Here is a 14,399-nt window from a genome sequence, read left to right on the forward strand (position 1 = left end):
ACGCAACGGTATACCCGTTTGCACAGCTCGCGTAGCCGCTCTTCCGTTCACGATCTCAGAGACCTCGGACGGGTGGTTACGTCAACGTTGACGTAGGAGTTGACATGCGTAGAACTGTCGGGGTCACCGCGGCGGCGTTGCTCACCTTGCTCACCGCGTGCGGAGGCGGTGGGTCCTCCAGCGGCACGACGCTGGTGGGCCTGGTGACGAAGACGGACACGAACCCGTTCTTCGTGAAGATGAAGGAGGGCGCGCAGCAGGCGGCCTCCTCCGCGGGCGCGACGGTGCAGTCGTTCGCGGGCAAGCAGGACGGCGACAACCAGACGCAGGTCGACGCGATCGAGAACCTGATCGCGTCGGGCGCGAAGGGCATCCTGATCACGCCGAGCGACTCGAAGGCGATCGTGCCGTCGGTGGACAAGGCGCGGGCGGCGGGGCTGCTGGTGATCGCGCTGGACACGCCGCTGGAGCCGGCCAGTGCCGCGGACGCGACGTTCGCGACCGACAACTACAAGGCCGGGTTGCTGATCGGGCAGTGGGCGAAGTCGAAGTTCGCGAAGGAGGGCAAGCAGGCCAAGATCGCGTTGCTGGACCTCAACCCGAACCAGGTGTCGGTGGACGTGCAGCGCGACCAGGGGTTCCTGGAGGGCTTCGGCGTCGACGTGAAGGACAAGGCCCGCATCGGTGACGAGTCCGATCCGCGGATCGTGGGCCACGACGTGACCAACGGTGACCCGTCCGGTGGCCGCACGGCGATGGAGAACCTGCTGCAGAAGGACCCCGGCGTCAACCTGGTCTACACGATCAACGAGCCCGCCGCGGCCGGTGCCTTTGAGGCGTTGAAGGCGGCGGGCAAGGAGAAGGACGTCGTGATCGTGTCGGTCGACGGCGGCTGTCCTGGCGTGAACAACGTCAAGTCCGGGGTGATCGGGGCGACCTCGCAGCAGTACCCGCTGAAGATGGCGCAGCTCGGCGTGGAGGCGGTGTCGAAGTTCGCGAAGGACGGCTCGAAGCCGCAGAACACCGACACCGGCGTCACGTTGATCACCGACCAGCCCGCGGACGGCGTGGAGTCGAAGGACTCGGCGTTCGGCCTGCAGAACTGCTGGGGCTAAGCGATGACCGCGGTGGTGGAGGAACGGGATCGTTCCGTGCTGACGCGCGTGCAGCACCTGCTGCACGCGCAGGCCACGATCGGACCGGCGGTGGTGCTGCTGGTGTCGGTGATCGTGTTCGCGTTGCTCTCGGACCGGTTCCTGACGCCGGGCAACATCTCGCTGATCCTGCAGCAGGTCGCGGTGGTGGGCACGCTCGCGGTCGGGCAGACGATCGTGATCCTGACCGCCGGGATCGACCTGTCGTGCGGCGCGATCATGGTGCTGACCTCGATCGTGATGGCGAAGGTGGCGTCGGAGACCGGCCTGCCGGGGTTGCCGGCGTTGCTGCTCGGTTTCCTGGTGGGCACGGTGTGCGGGTTGCTCAACGGCATGCTGGTGACGCGGCTGAAGCTGCCGCCGTTCATCGTCACGCTGGGCACGTTGAACGTGTTCTTCGCGTTGAACCTCTGGTATTCGGGCAGTGCCACGATCCGTGGCTCGGACATGCCGTCGTTGCTGCTGTTCACCGGGCAGACGTTCACCGTGGGCGGCACGCGCATCACCTACGGCTCGATCATGCTGGTGCTGCTGGTGGCGGCGATGGCGTTCGTGCTGAAGAACACCGCGTGGGGCCGGCACGTCTACTCGACCGGTGACGACCTGGAGGCCTCGCGCCTCTCAGGCATCCGCACGGCTCGGGTGCTGCTGTCCGTGTACGCGACGGCGGGGCTGATCTACGCGGTGGCGGCGTGGACGTTGATCGGCCGGATCGCCTCGGCTTCACCGCAGGCGGGTCAGACCGACAACCTGGACTCGATCACCGCGGTGGTGATCGGCGGGACGTCGCTGTTCGGTGGCCGCGGCGCGGTGGTGGGGTCGCTGATCGGAGCGTTGATCGTCGGTGTGTTCCGCAACGGCCTGGCTTTGGCCGGGGTGGACGTGCTGTGGCAGACGATGGCGGTCGGTGTGCTGATCATCGTGGCGGTGTCGCTGGACCAGTGGATCAGGAAGGTGAAGGCATGACCACCCCGATCCTGCAGGCAACGGGCCTGGTCAAGCGGTACGGCAGGGTGACGGCGCTGGCGGGTTCGGACCTGGAGCTGCTGCCGGGCGAGATCCTCGCGGTGATCGGCGACAACGGTGCGGGCAAGTCGTCGCTGATCAAGGCCCTGTCCGGCGCGGTGGTGCCCGACGAGGGCGAGGTGTTCCTCGACGGCTCCCCCGTCTCGTTCTCCACGCCTCTGGACGCGCGCAACGCCGGCATCGAGACGGTGCACCAGTCGCTGGCCGTGTCGCCGTCGCTCGACATCGCGGCGAACCTGTTCCTGGGCCGTGAACTGCGCCGCAAGGGCGTGCTCGGCTCGGTGTTCCGGATGCTCGACCGCAACGGCATGCGCGACGAGGCCCGCCGTCAGCTCGACGCGCTGGGGATCATGACGATCCAGAACCCCGGCCAGGCCGTGGAGACCCTCTCCGGCGGGCAGCGTCAGGCCGTGGCGGTGGCACGGGCGGCGGCGTTCGGCAGCCGTGTCGTGATCATGGACGAGCCGACGGCGGCGCTGGGCGTGCGGGAGTCCCGTGCGGTGCTGGACCTGATCCTGCAGGTCCGCGATCGGGGCCTGCCGGTGATCCTGATCAGCCACAACATGCCGCACGTGTTCGAGGTGGCCGACCGCATCCACATCCAGCGCCTGGGCCGGCGCAAGGCGGTGGTGGATCCGAAGTCCATCTCGATGTCGGACGCGGTGGCGATCATGACCGGGGCCATGGAGCCGCCCGAGGCCTAGGCAGTGCCGAAGGGGTTGTCGATCACGTACCGCCACCGGCCGTCCTCGCTGCGGCGAGCGACGTCGGTGGCGGTGCCGTGCACGTCGCCGATGGTCCAGTCGACGATGAGCAGCGCGATGCCGTCGTGTTCGTAGACGTGGCGTGGCCGGACGTCGATGGGCAGGCCGAGGTCGAGGAACCGCTGGTTGGCCTGCCGGCGCGCGGCCGCGGTGACGGTCTGGCCGGGTTCGGGGACGAACAGGCCGCCCGGTTCGTAGACGGCGTCGACGGCGGCCGCGTCGCGGGAGTTGAACGCGGCGGCGAAGTCGTGGGCGACACTGGCGGGGTGGATGGACATGCCGACAGCGTCGCGTTCGCTTCTGTGGGTCACCAAACGGTGACCTGGGACCGGCCGTCCGCGGACTGCCCGGTGGAGGTGGCGCTCGCGGCGATCAGCGGCCGGTGGGCGACGCTGGTGCTGCGGGATCTGATGCACGGGCCCCGATCGTTCTCGCAGTTGCGGTCGGGGTTGCCGTCGCTGAGCGCGAAGGTGCTGACCGAGCGGCTGGACTCGTTGGTGGCGCAGGGTCTGGTGTCGTGTTCCCGCTCCCCCGGCTTCCCGGTCCGGACGTCGTACGCGCTGACGCCGGCCGGTTTGTTGCTGCGGCCACTGCTGGTGGAGCTGTACCGCACGGGTGAGGCGCTAGCGGGCGAGCTCGCGCAGCACTGATTCCAGCGGCGCGATGAGGTTGCGCGAGGCCATGAGTTCCTCGGAGACCATCACCGAGTTCGTGCTCAGGCGCCGCCAGAACTGACCCTGGACGGGGACCTCGACGATCTCGAGGTCGAAGACCGGTACGTGGCCGAGTTCTCCGCTGAGCTGCGCGACGATCTCCTGAAGCACCTCGGAGAGGTTCGTCCTGCCGTCATAGTCCTTGTGGGTCACCCACTCGTCGTAGGCGGGGCGCAGTTGCTGCGGCAGGCCGACGGGCCAGCGGCCGGGGACGTCCTCGGCGCCGGCGGACACCGACTGCGCCCACCACCGGTCCCACGCCGCACCGAACGTGTCCGGCAGCGTCACGCCGGGCAGGCGCGGGACGGGTGGGGTCAGCGGCGGAATGGAGTCGGCGGTGGGTGTGCTGATGCCGAGCGCGTCGCGGACGTACAGCGTGAACGTGTCACCGCGGCCGCTGGACACCCGCCACGTGGAATCCCCAGGAAAGTGCATGTTCCACGGTAGCGAGGTCTACAACGGCACGGCGTCGAGCGCCTTGTAGATGCGCTTGTCGCTGACGCTGTACCGGGTCGGGATGGTCTGGGCGAAGTACGACAGGCGCAGTTCCTCGATCATCCAGCGGATCTCGTCGAGTTCGGGCGCGGGTTCGTCGGCGGGGGTCTGCGCGCGCAGTTCCCGGTACTCGGCGTGGACCTGGTGGATCTTGCCGGTCCAGTCGAGGTCGCGGCGCGGGTTCTCGGGCAGTTTCTCGATGCGCCGCGCGATGCCCTTGAGGTAGCGGACGAGGTCGGGCAGCCGGTCGTAGCCGGTGTGGGTGACGAATCCCTTGTACACCAGCGAGTTGAGGTGTGCGCGGATGTCCGCGGCGGAGTCGGGGGCGCCCTTGAGTCCGGTCAGTGCCAGTTCGGCCTGGTGGGCGGCTTCGAGGACCTTGCGGACCTCCTGCACGACGACCCAGGTGGTGTCGTTGAGCGCGGCCTGGACCTTCTTCAGTTGCGCCGCATAGGACTTGGCGTTCCAGGCCGGGTCGCCCATGAGCCGGTCGACGGCGGCCATGATGCAGTCCGACAGCAGCGCGGCGACGCTGCCGTGGGGGTTGCGGGTCAGCGCGAGTTTGGCGGCGTTGTCGAGGTGGCGCTGCAGGTGTTTGACGGGCGAGTTGACGCCGAGCAGCAGGAGTCTGCGCACGCCGCGGCGGTGGGCGTAGGCCTGCCGGCCGGGGGTGTCGAGGACCTTGATCGCGACGGTCTCGCCCTGGTCGAGCAGCGACGGGTAGGCGGTGACGGTGATGCCGGACTGCCGTTGCTCGATGCTCTGGGGCAGGGCGTCGAAGTCCCACGTGGTCAGGCCGGTGCGTTCGAGGTGGCCGACGGCCTGGCTCAGTGATTCGCGGACCTCGTCGCGCAGTTTCTCCTTCAGTGCCGCGATGTCCTTGCCTTCGGCGAGGGTGCGGTTCTGGTCGTCGACGACCTGGAAGGTGAGCTTGAGGTGGTCGGGGACGGCGTCGAACTGCCAGTCCTCGCGCTGCACGGTCACGCCGGTCAACGCCCGCAGCTCCCGTTCGACGCCGCTGAGCAGGCTGGTGTCCTTGGGGTTGATGCGCGCGAGGACGGCGGTGGCGACGTCGGGGACGGGCACGAAGTTGCGGCGGATCGGCTTGGGCAGCGACCGGATGAGCGCGACGACGAGGTCGTGGCGCAGGCCGGGGATCTGCCAGGAGAACGCGTCGTCGTCCAGGGCGGTGAGCGCGGGCAGCGGAAGCTGGACGGTGACGCCGTCGTTCTTGGTTCCCGGCTCGAAGTGGTAGCTCAACGGCAGCGTGAGCTCGCCCTGGCGCCACTGGTCGGGGTAGGCGTCGGGGGTGACGTCGGCACGGTCGTTGACCAGCATGTCCTTGGTGAAGGTCAGCAGGTTCTTGTCCTTCTGCTTCTTCCACCACGAGTCGAAGTGCCGCGCGGACACGACCTCCGGGGCGACGCGCTTGTCGTAGAACTCGTACAGCGTCTCCTCGTCCACGACGATGTCGCGGCGCCGAGCGCGGTTCTCCAGCTCGCCGACTTCCTCGAGCATCGCGCGGTTGGTGTGGAAGAACCGGTGGTGCGTGGTCCACTCCCCCTGCACGAGAGCGTGGCGGATGAACAGCTCACGGGAGAGTTCGGGGTCGATTCGGCCGTAGCTGACCTTGCGGCCGGCGACGATCGGCACCCCGTACAGCGTGACCTTCTCCAGCGCGACGACCGATCCCCGTTTGGTCTCCCAGTGCGGTTCGGAGTACTGGCGTTTGACCACGTGCTCGCCGAGACGTTCGGCCCATTCGGGTTCGATCTTGGCGACGATGCGGCCCCACAGGCGGCTGGTCTCGACGAGTTCGGCGGCCATCACCCACTGCGGTGGTTTCTTGGCCAGCGCGGAGCCGGGGAAGATCGCGAACTTGGCGTTGCGGGCGCCGAGGAACTCCGTGAGCGGACGCCGTTTCTCGCCTGGCGCCTGCTTTTTGAGGATGTCCTTGACACCGATGTGGCTGAGCAGTCCGGACAGCAGCGCGATGTGGATGTTGCGCGGGTCGCCGGGCTGGTCGTTGACGTGCATGCCGATCTGCTTGGCGACCTGCCGCAGCTGCAGGTAGATGTCCTGCCACTCGCGCACGCGCAGGTAGTTGAGGAACTCGGCCTTGCAGCGCTTGCGGAACTGGTTGCCGCTCAGTTCCTTCTGCTGTTCCTTGAGGTACTCCCACAGGTTGAGGAACGTCGTGAAGTCGGATTCCTTGTCGACGAACCTCGCGTGCTGCTGGGTGGCGGCTTCCTGCTGGTCGGCGGGTCGTTCGCGCGGGTCCTGGATGGACAGTGCCGCGGCGATGATCATGACCTCTTTGAGGCAGCCGGTGGTGTCGGCCTCGAGGACCATGCGGCCCAGGCGCGGGTCGACGGGCAGGGCGGCGAGTTTGCGGCCGGTCGGGGTGAGCTTCTTCTCGGCGGCGTTGATGGCGCCGAGTTCCTGCAGCAGGCCGATGCCGTCGTTGATGTTGCGGGAGTCGGGCGGGTCGATGAACGGGAACGCGGCGACGTCGCCGAGGCCGATGTTGGTCATCTGCAGGATGACGCTGGCGAGGTTGGTGCGCAGGATCTCCGCGTCGGTGAACTCGGGGCGTGCCTCGAAGTCCTCTTCGGAGTACAGGCGGATGCAGATGCCTTCGCTGACGCGGCCGCAGCGGCCCTTGCGCTGGTTGGCCGACGCCTGGCTGATGGGTTCGATCGGCAGGCGCTGGACCTTGAGGCGGTGGCTGTAGCGGGAGATGCGGGCGTTGCCGGGGTCGACGACGTACTTGATGCCGGGCACGGTGAGGCTGGTCTCGGCGACGTTGGTGGCGAGCACGACGCGGCGGCCGGTGTGGCGTTGGAACACGCGGTGCTGCTCGCCCACTGAGAGGCGGGCGTAGAGCGGGAGGATCTCGGTGTTGCGGAGGTCTTCCTGTTTGAGGGCTTCGGCGGTGTCGCGGATCTCGCGTTCGCCGGACAGGAACACCAGGACGTCGCCGGGGCCTTCTGCCTGCAGTTCGCGGACGGCGTTGAGGATGCCCTGGGTCTGGTCGTCGTCCTCCTCCAGCGGCCGGTAGCGGGTCTCGACGGGGTAGGTGCGGCCGGAGACCTCGATGACCGGGGCGTTCTCGAAGTGCGCGCTGAAGCGTTGCGGGTCGATGGTCGCGGAGGTGATGACGACCTTGAGGTCGGGGCGCTGCGGCAGGAGTTGCTTGAGGTAGCCGAGCAGGAAGTCGACGTTGAGGCTGCGTTCGTGGGCCTCGTCGATGATGATCGTGTCGTACCTGCTCAGCGTTCTGTCGGTCTGGATCTCGGCGAGCAGGATGCCGTCGGTCATGAGCTTGACCAGCGTGTCGTCGCCGGACTGGTCGGTGAAGCGGACCTTGTAGCCGATGGTGTCGCCGAGCTTGGTGCCGAGCTCCTCGGCGACGCGTTCGGCGACGGTGCGGGCGGCGATCCTTCTGGGCTGGGTGTGGCCGATCTGGCCGATGACACCGCGGCCCAGTTCCAGGCAGATCTTGGGCAGCTGCGTGGTCTTACCGGACCCGGTCTCGCCCGCGACGATCACGACCTGGTGGTTCGCGATCAGCTCTTTGATCTCGTCCTTGTGCTGGCTGACCGGCAGTTCGGCCGGATAGCTGAGCTTGGGAACGGACTCCCGGCGCAGCGCGACCTTGAGCGCGGCCTCGTCTATCTGGGCGGCGATCTCCTCGGTCATCTTGCGGCGCGCCAGCGGGTCTTTGACCTTGCGTGCGCCGTCGAGGCGCCTGGCGAGCCGGCGTTGATCACGCGGCATGAGCTCGGGCAGGCGTTTGTGCAGTTCAGCGTGCGGGGTGTCCATTTGGCGTCAAGGATAGTGGGGAGCTCCGATTCGCTCGCGTCAATAACTGTCAGACCCCGCCGCTAGCGTTGCCGCATGGACGCAGGGGGCTTCTGGAAGCTGGTCGATCACGCCGTTGCCGCTACCGCTGACCTGGAACAACGGCGGGAGTGGCTGTCCGGGCGGCTGGCGTTGCTGCCGGCGGGTGAGATCGCCGACTTCGCCGTGCGGCTCGACGAGGTGCGTCGCCGAGTGGACACGTGGGCGCACTGGCAGGCGGCCACACTGATCTGTTCCGGGCTGTGCGGGATGGACTCGTTCTTCTACTTCCAGGCGTGGCTGATCGGCCAGGGCCGCGAGGTGTTCTCGTCGGTGGCAGCGTCGGCGGACGCGCTGGCCGACGTTGCGCAGGTGCGGCGGCTGGCGGCGCTGGGATCCGTGGACGGCTGGTCCGATGAGGACTGGCCGGACTGGGAGGCGCTGTACCGGGTGCCGGACGCGGCGTTCGAGGCCGTGTACGCCGGAGACCTGGACGACCTGCTGGCCTCGCGCGGGCAGGCGCGGGCGTTCGACGTGTCGCCGGGCGGGGAGGACGTGGAGATGGAGGATCCGGCGGACATCGCGCGCCGGATTCCGCGGCTGTGGGCGTTGTTCGGGAAAGCGGCTCGATAGCCCTGGGAGCCCGCCGGTCCCTCAACGCCGTCCGGGATGCCGCTCCCCCTGGCCGCTCCGCCCTGCCGGCATGGCCTTTCATGGCTTCTGACCTGGGCGGATGGCGGGGCTTCAAAAATTGTCAGACCCTCTCGCTAGCGTTTCGGGCATGGACCTCAACGCGTTCTGGGGCCTGGTGGAGTCCTCCGCTGTGGGGGCCTCGGACCAGGATGATCGGCTGGAGCGGCTCACGGCCGCGCTGGCCGGGCTGCCTGCGGGCGAGGTGGTGGAGTTCGCGGTGCGGCTCGACGAGGTGCGTCGCCGGGTGGACACGTGGGCGCACTGGCACGCGGCGGACGTGATCTGCGGCGGGCTGTGTTCCGACGACGGGTTCTTCTACTTCCAGGCGTGGCTGGTGGGTCAGGGGCGGGCGGTGTTCGAGGCGGTGGCCGCCTCGCCGGACGCGCTGGCCGATCTGCCGCACGTGCGGTTGCTGGCGTCGCGTGGCGGCGTGCACGCGTGGGCGGATGAGGACTGGCCGGACTGGGAGGGTCTCGACTACGTGGCGGCCGAGGCGTTCGACGGTGATCTGGAGGCGGTGGTGGCCTCGCGTGGGTTGCTGGTGTCCCCGGATCCGGCAGGTGAGCAGTGGGATTTCGCTGATCCGGCGGAGATCTCCGCGCGGATTCCGCGGTTGGGTGCGTTGTTCGGGAAGGTGGCGTGATGGCCGTGCCGGTCGAGGTGCCAGTCGACGTGGTGGTGTGGCGGGCTCCTGGTCCGGCGTCCTTCCCGGAGGCGGCGGCCCGGTATGCGGAGTTGCGGTCCTCGCCGCTGGGCGCGTTCGAGCCCTCTGTGGCGGCGTTCGTGCGGGAGTTGCGGAAGACCTCGCCTGATCCCGCCTCCCCCGTGTCGTGGGACGAGGCGCTGACGGTGGGGGTGGACGCGGTGATCGTGCACGTGGTGTGGCCGGGGCAGCGTCAGGTGCTGGATCTGGTGGCGTTGCTGGCGTCGCGCCACGGGCTGGTGTGTTTCGAGCCTGCCCGCCAGGCGGCGATGTCCTGACGCAGCGCGGTCTTCGTTCCGGCGGGTGCGAAGGAGGCGTCGACGGCGTTGGTGGCGATGCGCGCGAGGGCGTCGTCGTCGAAGCCGAGGTGCTCGCGCAGCGCCCGGTATTCGTCGGTGAGCGTGGTGCCGGTGGAGGCGGGGATGTCGGTGCTGAGCGTGACGGTCAGGCCGGCGTCGATGAGCAGTGGCAGCGGATGAGAGGAGAGCGAGCCGACCAGTCCCAGTGCGACGTTGGACGACGGGCAGGCTTCGAGCGGTATGGCACGGTCCCGCAGCAGCGCGACGACGTCCGGGTCGTCGAGTGCGCGGAACCCGTGGCCGATCCGGTCGGCGAGCCCGACGGTGACGGCTTCGGCGACGCTGGGTGCTCCGCAGCACTCGCCGGCGTGGTGCACGAGCCCGATCCCGGCTTCGCGAGCGGCGCGGAACACGGCCGTGAACGGGGTGAGCGGGTGGTCTTCCGCTCCGGCCATCCCGATCGCGACGACCCGCGGGTGCGTGGTCGCGAGCCGCAACGAGTCCTGAAACCGCGCTACTGACCGTTTTCTGGGGTGGTCCACGATCACACGGCATTCGATGCCGTGGACGGCCTGTCCTGCGGCGAGCCCGGACAACACCGCTTCGAGCGGCATGTCCGGATCACCGAGCCGTTCTCCGTGCGCTGCCGCGGTGAACGTGACCTCGGCGTACCGGGTCCCCTGCGCTGCTTCCTCGGCGCAGAACTCGTACGCGATCCGGTGGAAGTCCTCGGCTCGCCGCAGGCAGTCCCGTACTGCCCCGTTGTGCGCGGCGAACTGCGTGAAGCCGTCGAACGATCCGGCCTGCACGGCGGGCACGTCGACGCCGTGGTGCTCGGCGAGTTCGGCGAGGGTGTCCGGGCGCACGGTGCTTTCCAGGTGCACGTGCAGGTGGGCCTTGGGCAACGTCGCGAGATCACGCATGTGGCGCGACGCTACCCAGACCCACCCGCGGGCGCCCGGGATTTATCCGGCGAGGAACGTGACCGCGCCGGCGAGTTCGTGCTCGGGGACCTCGCCGTGGCCTCCGGGGTTGGCGTGCAGGGACTTCTGGCGGGTGGCGAAGGCGTCGAACAGCGCGAGGCCGGCGTCGCGGGCGATGAGCTGGTCGTCCCACTGCAGCAGGAACCGCACGGACGCGGTGATCGTCGCCGCCGCTGCGGTCAGGGGTTCGGTGGCGCCGATGAGTCCGAACACGGCGGCGCGGATGCGGGGTTCGGCGGCGACGAGCGGGATGCCGATGGCGGCGCCCATGGACACGCCCCAGAACCCGACGGACTCGCCGGTGGCGGGCAGGGCGTCGAGCACGGATCGCCATTCCGGGATCGCCCGCGCCGCTTGCAGGGCGTTGTACTCGGCGACGAGTGCGCCGGCGTCGCGTCCTGAGGTGATGCGGGAGCGGATCGCGGTGGCGAACCGGTCGTCGTCGGTGGTGCGGGGCCGGTCGCCGTGGCCTGGTGCGTCGAGGGTGACGACGGCGAGTCCGGCGGCGGCGCACCGTTCCGCGCGGGCGGTGATGCCGGGGGCTCGTTTGTGCTGGCCGCCGCCGTGTGCGCTGAGCACGAGGCCGCTGGGGGTGCCGGCGGGGGTCCAGAGCACGCCGGGAACGCCGTCGTGGACGAAGTCGCGTTCGGTGGTGCCGTCGGCGGAGGTCGATTCGGAGATGAAGCGCATGGCTGCGGGCCTTTCGGGATGGCTGCTGGAGCGTTCCCGTGGCGACGCGCGGACGGCGTCAGGCCGAAACCGGGAGGGAACGCCCATCTGGGGTGACCGCGTTGATGGGACTCACCTCCTCGGGCCGATCGCGTGCGGTGACCCTAGCAAGAGGTGATCACCGGTCGCGCGCGATATTCGGCGCGACATCGGACGTGGGCCGCGACTAGGTTCCGGTGCCATGCCTGATGTTGTGCAGACGCGCCACGGCGCGACGGTGCTGATGTGCGCCGCCGATGGTCCCGCTATCACCGACGAACAGTCCGCTGTGGACCTGATCGGCACGTTGTGGGGGCAGGACGTGCAGTGGCTGGTGTTGCCGGTGGCGCGGTTGTCACCGGACTTCCTCGTGTTGCGCACACGGGTGGCGGGTGCGGTGGTGCAGAAGTTCCAGCAGTACGGGTTCAAGGTCGTGGTGGTCGGGGACATCACCGAGCAGGTGGCGGCGAGCACGGCGTTGCGGGACTTCGTCTACGAGTCGAATCGGGGCCGGCAGTTGTGGTTCGTGGCGGACGAGGCCGAGCTGGACGTACGCCTGAGCTCGGCGGCCTGATCACAGCAAACGGGGTCTGCTGCCATTAACTTGCAATAGGTACCGTCGGGTCATGGAGATCCGTCGTTCGCTGTCGCAGCACAGTGGTCCGCGCAAGTCGCCGTTCGAGCTCGTGCGCCGCCTGGCCGAGCGCGTCACGGCGGACACGCTGCCGGAGGATCCGGTGCGGGAGCTGGAGCACCGGGTCGCGGAGCTGCTGGGCAAGCCGCAGGCGTTGTTCTTCCCGTCGGGGACGATGGCGCAGCAGGTGGCGCTGCGGGTGCACGCGGAACGTTCGGGCCGGCGGGCGTTCGCGGGTCATCCGCAGACGCATCTGCACGTGTGGGAGAACCAGGGCTACAACGCGCTGCACGGCTTGCGGTTTCACCCCGTGGGTGACCGCAACGAGCTGTTCGGTCTCGATGATCTGCACGCGGTGCACGAACCGCTCGCGGCAGTGGTGTTCGAGCTGCCGCAACGTGACATCGGCGGCGTGCTGCCCGCGTTCGGGGATCTGGCGGCGCAGACGGCGTGGGTGAGGCGGACCGGTGCGGCCGCGCACTGCGACGGCGCGCGGTTGTGGGAGGCGCAGACCGGGTACGACGCCACGTTCGCGGAGATCGGCGCGTTGTTCGACACGGTGTACGTGTCGCTCTACAAAGGACTTGAAGGCGTGCGGGGCGCGGTGCTGGCCGGGGACGCCGAGACGATCGAGCACGCGGCGGTGTGGCGGCGGCGGATGGGCGGGGCGATCGCGGACGCGTGGCCGCTGGCGGCGATCGCGTTGATGGGGATGGACGAGAACCTGCCAAGGATGGCGCAGTTCCGCGACCACGCGCGGGCTGTGGCCGAGGCGATCAACGCCGACGGGTTCGCGCACACCACCCCGGACGTGCCGGCCACTCCCCTGTTCCACGTCCACCTGCCGATGTCACGCCAGGACGCGCAACGGGCGGCGCAGAACCTGCTGGAGGAGACGGGGATCAAGCTGTTCCTGTACGCGCGGTCGAATCCGGACCCGCGCCGGTGCGCCTTCGAGGTGAGCGTCGGAATCAGTGGGCTGGACTTCACGCCGCGCGAGGTCGCGGAGTTGATCAGAGGACTACCATCGCGGGTGTGAGCCTGCCCGAACCCGTCCAGCACGCGCTGGTCAGGGTCTCGCACTCGGTGCTGATCGACGCCGACGCGCTCGTGAGGGTGCGCGAACGGTTCGACGACGAGCAGGCGGCCTCGCTGAGCGGCTATCTGCGCAGCGCGCAGTCACCGAACACCGTGCGCGCCTACCGGTCGGACTGGATCGCGTGGGCCGGCTGGTGTCAGGCGGAGGGCCGTCAGGCGTTGCCCGCGGACCCGCTGGACGTGGCGGTCTACCTGGCGGTCGCGGCGGACACGGTGAAACCGGACGGATCACCGGCGTTCGGCGCGTCGACGCTGGAGCGCAAGTCGGCGGCGATCGCGGCGGTGCACGCGGCCAACGGGCTGCCCAGTCCCACGCGCAGTGACGTCGTGCGGCTGACACTGCGCGGTATCCGGCGCACCCGCAAAACACAGCCACGGCGTAAACGGCCGGTGTTGCTCGAGACGCTCGAAGCGCTGCTCGAAGAACGGCCCCAGGACGGGCCGGCGCGCGCGAGGGACGCGTTGCTGCTGCTGGTGGGGTTCGCGGGGGCGCTACGGCGCAGTGAGCTGGCGGCGATCGAGTTCGAGGACGTCACGGTGGACGTGGATCCGCGCACGCACGAGCCGTTGCTGCTGATCCGGCTGGGGACGACGAAGACCGACCAGACGGGCAAGCACCAGCAGTCGGTGGTGCTGCCGCGCGGCAGCAGGCGCCCGACGTGCCCGGTGTGCGCGTTCGCGGACTGGGCCGACGTGCTCGACGGCCGCGAGATCACCGAAACCGGGCTGCACCGCTGCCACGGCTACCAGGCGAGCGGGCGCCGCGGTGCGGTGTTCCCGATCATCAACCGGCACGGCGGCATCGCGGAGAAGGCGATGTCGGGGCGTGCGGTGGCGGAGCTCGTGAAGCGGTACGCGGTGCGGGCGGGGCTGGATCCGGCGTTGTTCGGCGGGCATTCGCTGCGGGCCGGGTTCGCGACGCAGGCGGCGCTGGGCGGGGCGAGTGACCGGGAGATCATGCGGCAGGGCCGGTGGACCAATCCGCGGACGGTGCACCGCTACATCCGCACGGCGAACCCTCTTGAGGACAACGCCGTGACCCGCCTCGGCCTGTGAATTTGTGACCCAGGTCTCACTGTGTGTAGTTAACTGTAAACAAGATCCCCTCCGGTAGGGCTGCACCGAACAGAGCAGCGCGCTACTCCATCGGCATGGACGTGCCGTGAAGTTTCCGTCGTGTTTCCACGCCGTTTGAGCTGCTCTTTTGTCCCGCCATTCGGACAAATCCCGGCGTCCTGACCAGCGAATCAGCTCAATTCATGAACCGATCTCGCATTCTGGGAGCG

General features: G+C 69.0%; 15 protein-coding genes. 10 read left to right on the forward strand and 5 right to left on the reverse strand.

The annotated features are described in order from the left end of the window. The first annotated feature begins 104 nt into the window (after positions 1-104). From OG205_RS09075 to OG205_RS09085, 3 genes are read left to right on the forward strand one after another with little or no spacing between them, the layout of a single operon-like run. Positions 105-1,115 carry a sugar ABC transporter substrate-binding protein gene (locus OG205_RS09075; RefSeq protein ID WP_330275803.1) on the forward strand — a complete coding sequence of 337 codons (1,011 nt, stop codon included), beginning with the start codon at positions 105-107 and terminating at the stop codon, positions 1,113-1,115. 3 nt (positions 1,116-1,118) lie between these two features. Next, positions 1,119-2,120, forward strand: a complete 1,002-nt coding sequence (locus tag OG205_RS09080) for an ABC transporter permease (protein ID WP_330275804.1) — start codon at positions 1,119-1,121, stop codon at positions 2,118-2,120. After that, positions 2,117-2,884, forward strand: a complete 768-nt coding sequence (locus tag OG205_RS09085; RefSeq protein WP_330275805.1) for an ATP-binding cassette domain-containing protein — start codon at positions 2,117-2,119, stop codon at positions 2,882-2,884. The genes OG205_RS09080 and OG205_RS09085 overlap by 4 nt, the downstream gene beginning before the upstream one ends. Here the strand turns inward: OG205_RS09085 and OG205_RS09090 are convergent. Continuing rightward, entirely contained in the window at positions 2,881-3,222 is a 342-nt protein-coding gene (locus OG205_RS09090) for a YybH family protein (protein ID WP_330275806.1), read from the reverse strand. The two genes, OG205_RS09085 and OG205_RS09090, sit on opposite strands and share 4 nt — an antisense overlap. A gap of 39 nt (positions 3,223-3,261) precedes the next feature. Between OG205_RS09090 and OG205_RS09095 the strand changes: the two genes are divergently transcribed. Further along, entirely contained in the window at positions 3,262-3,594 is a 333-nt protein-coding gene (locus OG205_RS09095; RefSeq protein WP_330275807.1) for a winged helix-turn-helix transcriptional regulator, read from the forward strand. Here OG205_RS09095 and OG205_RS09100 read toward each other — a convergent pair. Together OG205_RS09100 and hrpA are read right to left on the reverse strand one after the other, a co-directional pair. Further along, a complete protein-coding gene (locus OG205_RS09100; protein ID WP_330275808.1) occupies positions 3,568-4,092 on the reverse strand; it encodes a hypothetical protein in 525 nt (174 codons plus the stop codon). The genes OG205_RS09095 and OG205_RS09100 overlap by 27 nt on opposite strands. A gap of 18 nt (positions 4,093-4,110) precedes the next feature. Beyond that, positions 4,111-7,977 (reverse strand): ATP-dependent RNA helicase HrpA, encoded by a 3,867-nt coding sequence (gene hrpA, locus OG205_RS09105; protein ID WP_330275809.1) that lies wholly within the window; start codon positions 7,975-7,977, stop codon positions 4,111-4,113. Between the two features lie 75 nt (positions 7,978-8,052). Between hrpA and OG205_RS09110 the strand changes: the two genes are divergently transcribed. From OG205_RS09110 to OG205_RS09120, 3 genes are all read left to right on the forward strand, one after another. Further along, positions 8,053-8,628: a DUF4240 domain-containing protein gene (locus OG205_RS09110; RefSeq protein WP_330275810.1), complete on the forward strand. Its 576-nt coding sequence runs from the start codon at positions 8,053-8,055 to the stop codon at positions 8,626-8,628. Between the two features lie 148 nt (positions 8,629-8,776). Further along, a complete protein-coding gene (locus OG205_RS09115) occupies positions 8,777-9,331 on the forward strand; it encodes a DUF4240 domain-containing protein (RefSeq protein ID WP_330275811.1) in 555 nt (184 codons plus the stop codon). After that, entirely contained in the window at positions 9,331-9,669 is a 339-nt protein-coding gene (locus tag OG205_RS09120; protein WP_330275812.1) for a hypothetical protein, read from the forward strand. The genes OG205_RS09115 and OG205_RS09120 overlap by 1 nt, the downstream gene beginning before the upstream one ends. Here the strand turns inward: OG205_RS09120 and add are convergent. Both add and OG205_RS09130 read right to left on the reverse strand, forming a co-directional pair. Beyond that, positions 9,585-10,613, reverse strand: coding sequence for an adenosine deaminase (add, locus tag OG205_RS09125; protein WP_330275813.1), 1,029 nt, complete (start codon positions 10,611-10,613; stop codon positions 9,585-9,587). The two genes, OG205_RS09120 and add, sit on opposite strands and share 85 nt — an antisense overlap. Positions 10,614-10,655: 42 nt before the next feature. After that, positions 10,656-11,363 carry an alpha/beta hydrolase gene (locus tag OG205_RS09130; RefSeq protein ID WP_330275814.1) on the reverse strand — a complete coding sequence of 236 codons (708 nt, stop codon included), beginning with the start codon at positions 11,361-11,363 and terminating at the stop codon, positions 10,656-10,658. Positions 11,364-11,583: 220 nt separating this feature from the next. Between OG205_RS09130 and OG205_RS09135 the strand changes: the two genes are divergently transcribed. Genes OG205_RS09135 through OG205_RS09145 form a run of 3 tightly spaced genes read left to right on the forward strand, consistent with a single transcriptional unit; the run spans position 11,584 to position 14,169 of the window. Then, entirely contained in the window at positions 11,584-11,955 is a 372-nt protein-coding gene (locus OG205_RS09135; protein ID WP_330275815.1) for a DUF4180 domain-containing protein, read from the forward strand. Positions 11,956-12,007: 52 nt separating this feature from the next. Next, positions 12,008-13,054 (forward strand): threonine aldolase family protein, encoded by a 1,047-nt coding sequence (locus OG205_RS09140; protein ID WP_330275816.1) that lies wholly within the window; start codon positions 12,008-12,010, stop codon positions 13,052-13,054. Beyond that, positions 13,051-14,169: a site-specific integrase gene (locus OG205_RS09145; protein ID WP_330275817.1), complete on the forward strand. Its 1,119-nt coding sequence runs from the start codon at positions 13,051-13,053 to the stop codon at positions 14,167-14,169. The genes OG205_RS09140 and OG205_RS09145 overlap by 4 nt, the downstream gene beginning before the upstream one ends. The last annotated feature ends 230 nt before the right edge of the window (positions 14,170-14,399 follow it).

This window comes from Lentzea sp. NBC_00516, from assembly GCF_036346835.1.
GTDB classification, from domain to species: Bacteria; Actinomycetota; Actinomycetes; order Mycobacteriales; family Pseudonocardiaceae; genus Lentzea; species Lentzea sokolovensis.

What these genes read in the sequence shown, in the direction of transcription:
- OG205_RS09075 (WP_330275803.1), top strand. Translation starts at nt 105, where the DNA reads ATGCGTAGAACTGTCGGGGTCACCGCGGCGGCGTTGCTCACCTTGCTC.
- OG205_RS09080 (WP_330275804.1), top strand. Translation starts at nt 1,119, where the DNA reads ATGACCGCGGTGGTGGAGGAACGGGATCGTTCCGTGCTGACGCGCGTG.
- OG205_RS09085 (WP_330275805.1), top strand. Translation starts at nt 2,117, where the DNA reads ATGACCACCCCGATCCTGCAGGCAACGGGCCTGGTCAAGCGGTACGGC.
- OG205_RS09090 (WP_330275806.1), bottom strand. Translation starts at nt 3,222, where the DNA reads ATGTCCATCCACCCCGCCAGTGTCGCCCACGACTTCGCCGCCGCGTTC.
- OG205_RS09100 (WP_330275808.1), bottom strand. Translation starts at nt 4,092, where the DNA reads ATGCACTTTCCTGGGGATTCCACGTGGCGGGTGTCCAGCGGCCGCGGT.
- hrpA (WP_330275809.1), bottom strand. Translation starts at nt 7,977, where the DNA reads ATGGACACCCCGCACGCTGAACTGCACAAACGCCTGCCCGAGCTCATG.
- OG205_RS09110 (WP_330275810.1), top strand. Translation starts at nt 8,053, where the DNA reads ATGGACGCAGGGGGCTTCTGGAAGCTGGTCGATCACGCCGTTGCCGCT.
- OG205_RS09115 (WP_330275811.1), top strand. Translation starts at nt 8,777, where the DNA reads ATGGACCTCAACGCGTTCTGGGGCCTGGTGGAGTCCTCCGCTGTGGGG.
- OG205_RS09120 (WP_330275812.1), top strand. Translation starts at nt 9,331, where the DNA reads ATGGCCGTGCCGGTCGAGGTGCCAGTCGACGTGGTGGTGTGGCGGGCT.
- add (WP_330275813.1), bottom strand. Translation starts at nt 10,613, where the DNA reads ATGCGTGATCTCGCGACGTTGCCCAAGGCCCACCTGCACGTGCACCTG.
- OG205_RS09130 (WP_330275814.1), bottom strand. Translation starts at nt 11,363, where the DNA reads ATGCGCTTCATCTCCGAATCGACCTCCGCCGACGGCACCACCGAACGC.
- OG205_RS09135 (WP_330275815.1), top strand. Translation starts at nt 11,584, where the DNA reads ATGCCTGATGTTGTGCAGACGCGCCACGGCGCGACGGTGCTGATGTGC.
- OG205_RS09140 (WP_330275816.1), top strand. Translation starts at nt 12,008, where the DNA reads ATGGAGATCCGTCGTTCGCTGTCGCAGCACAGTGGTCCGCGCAAGTCG.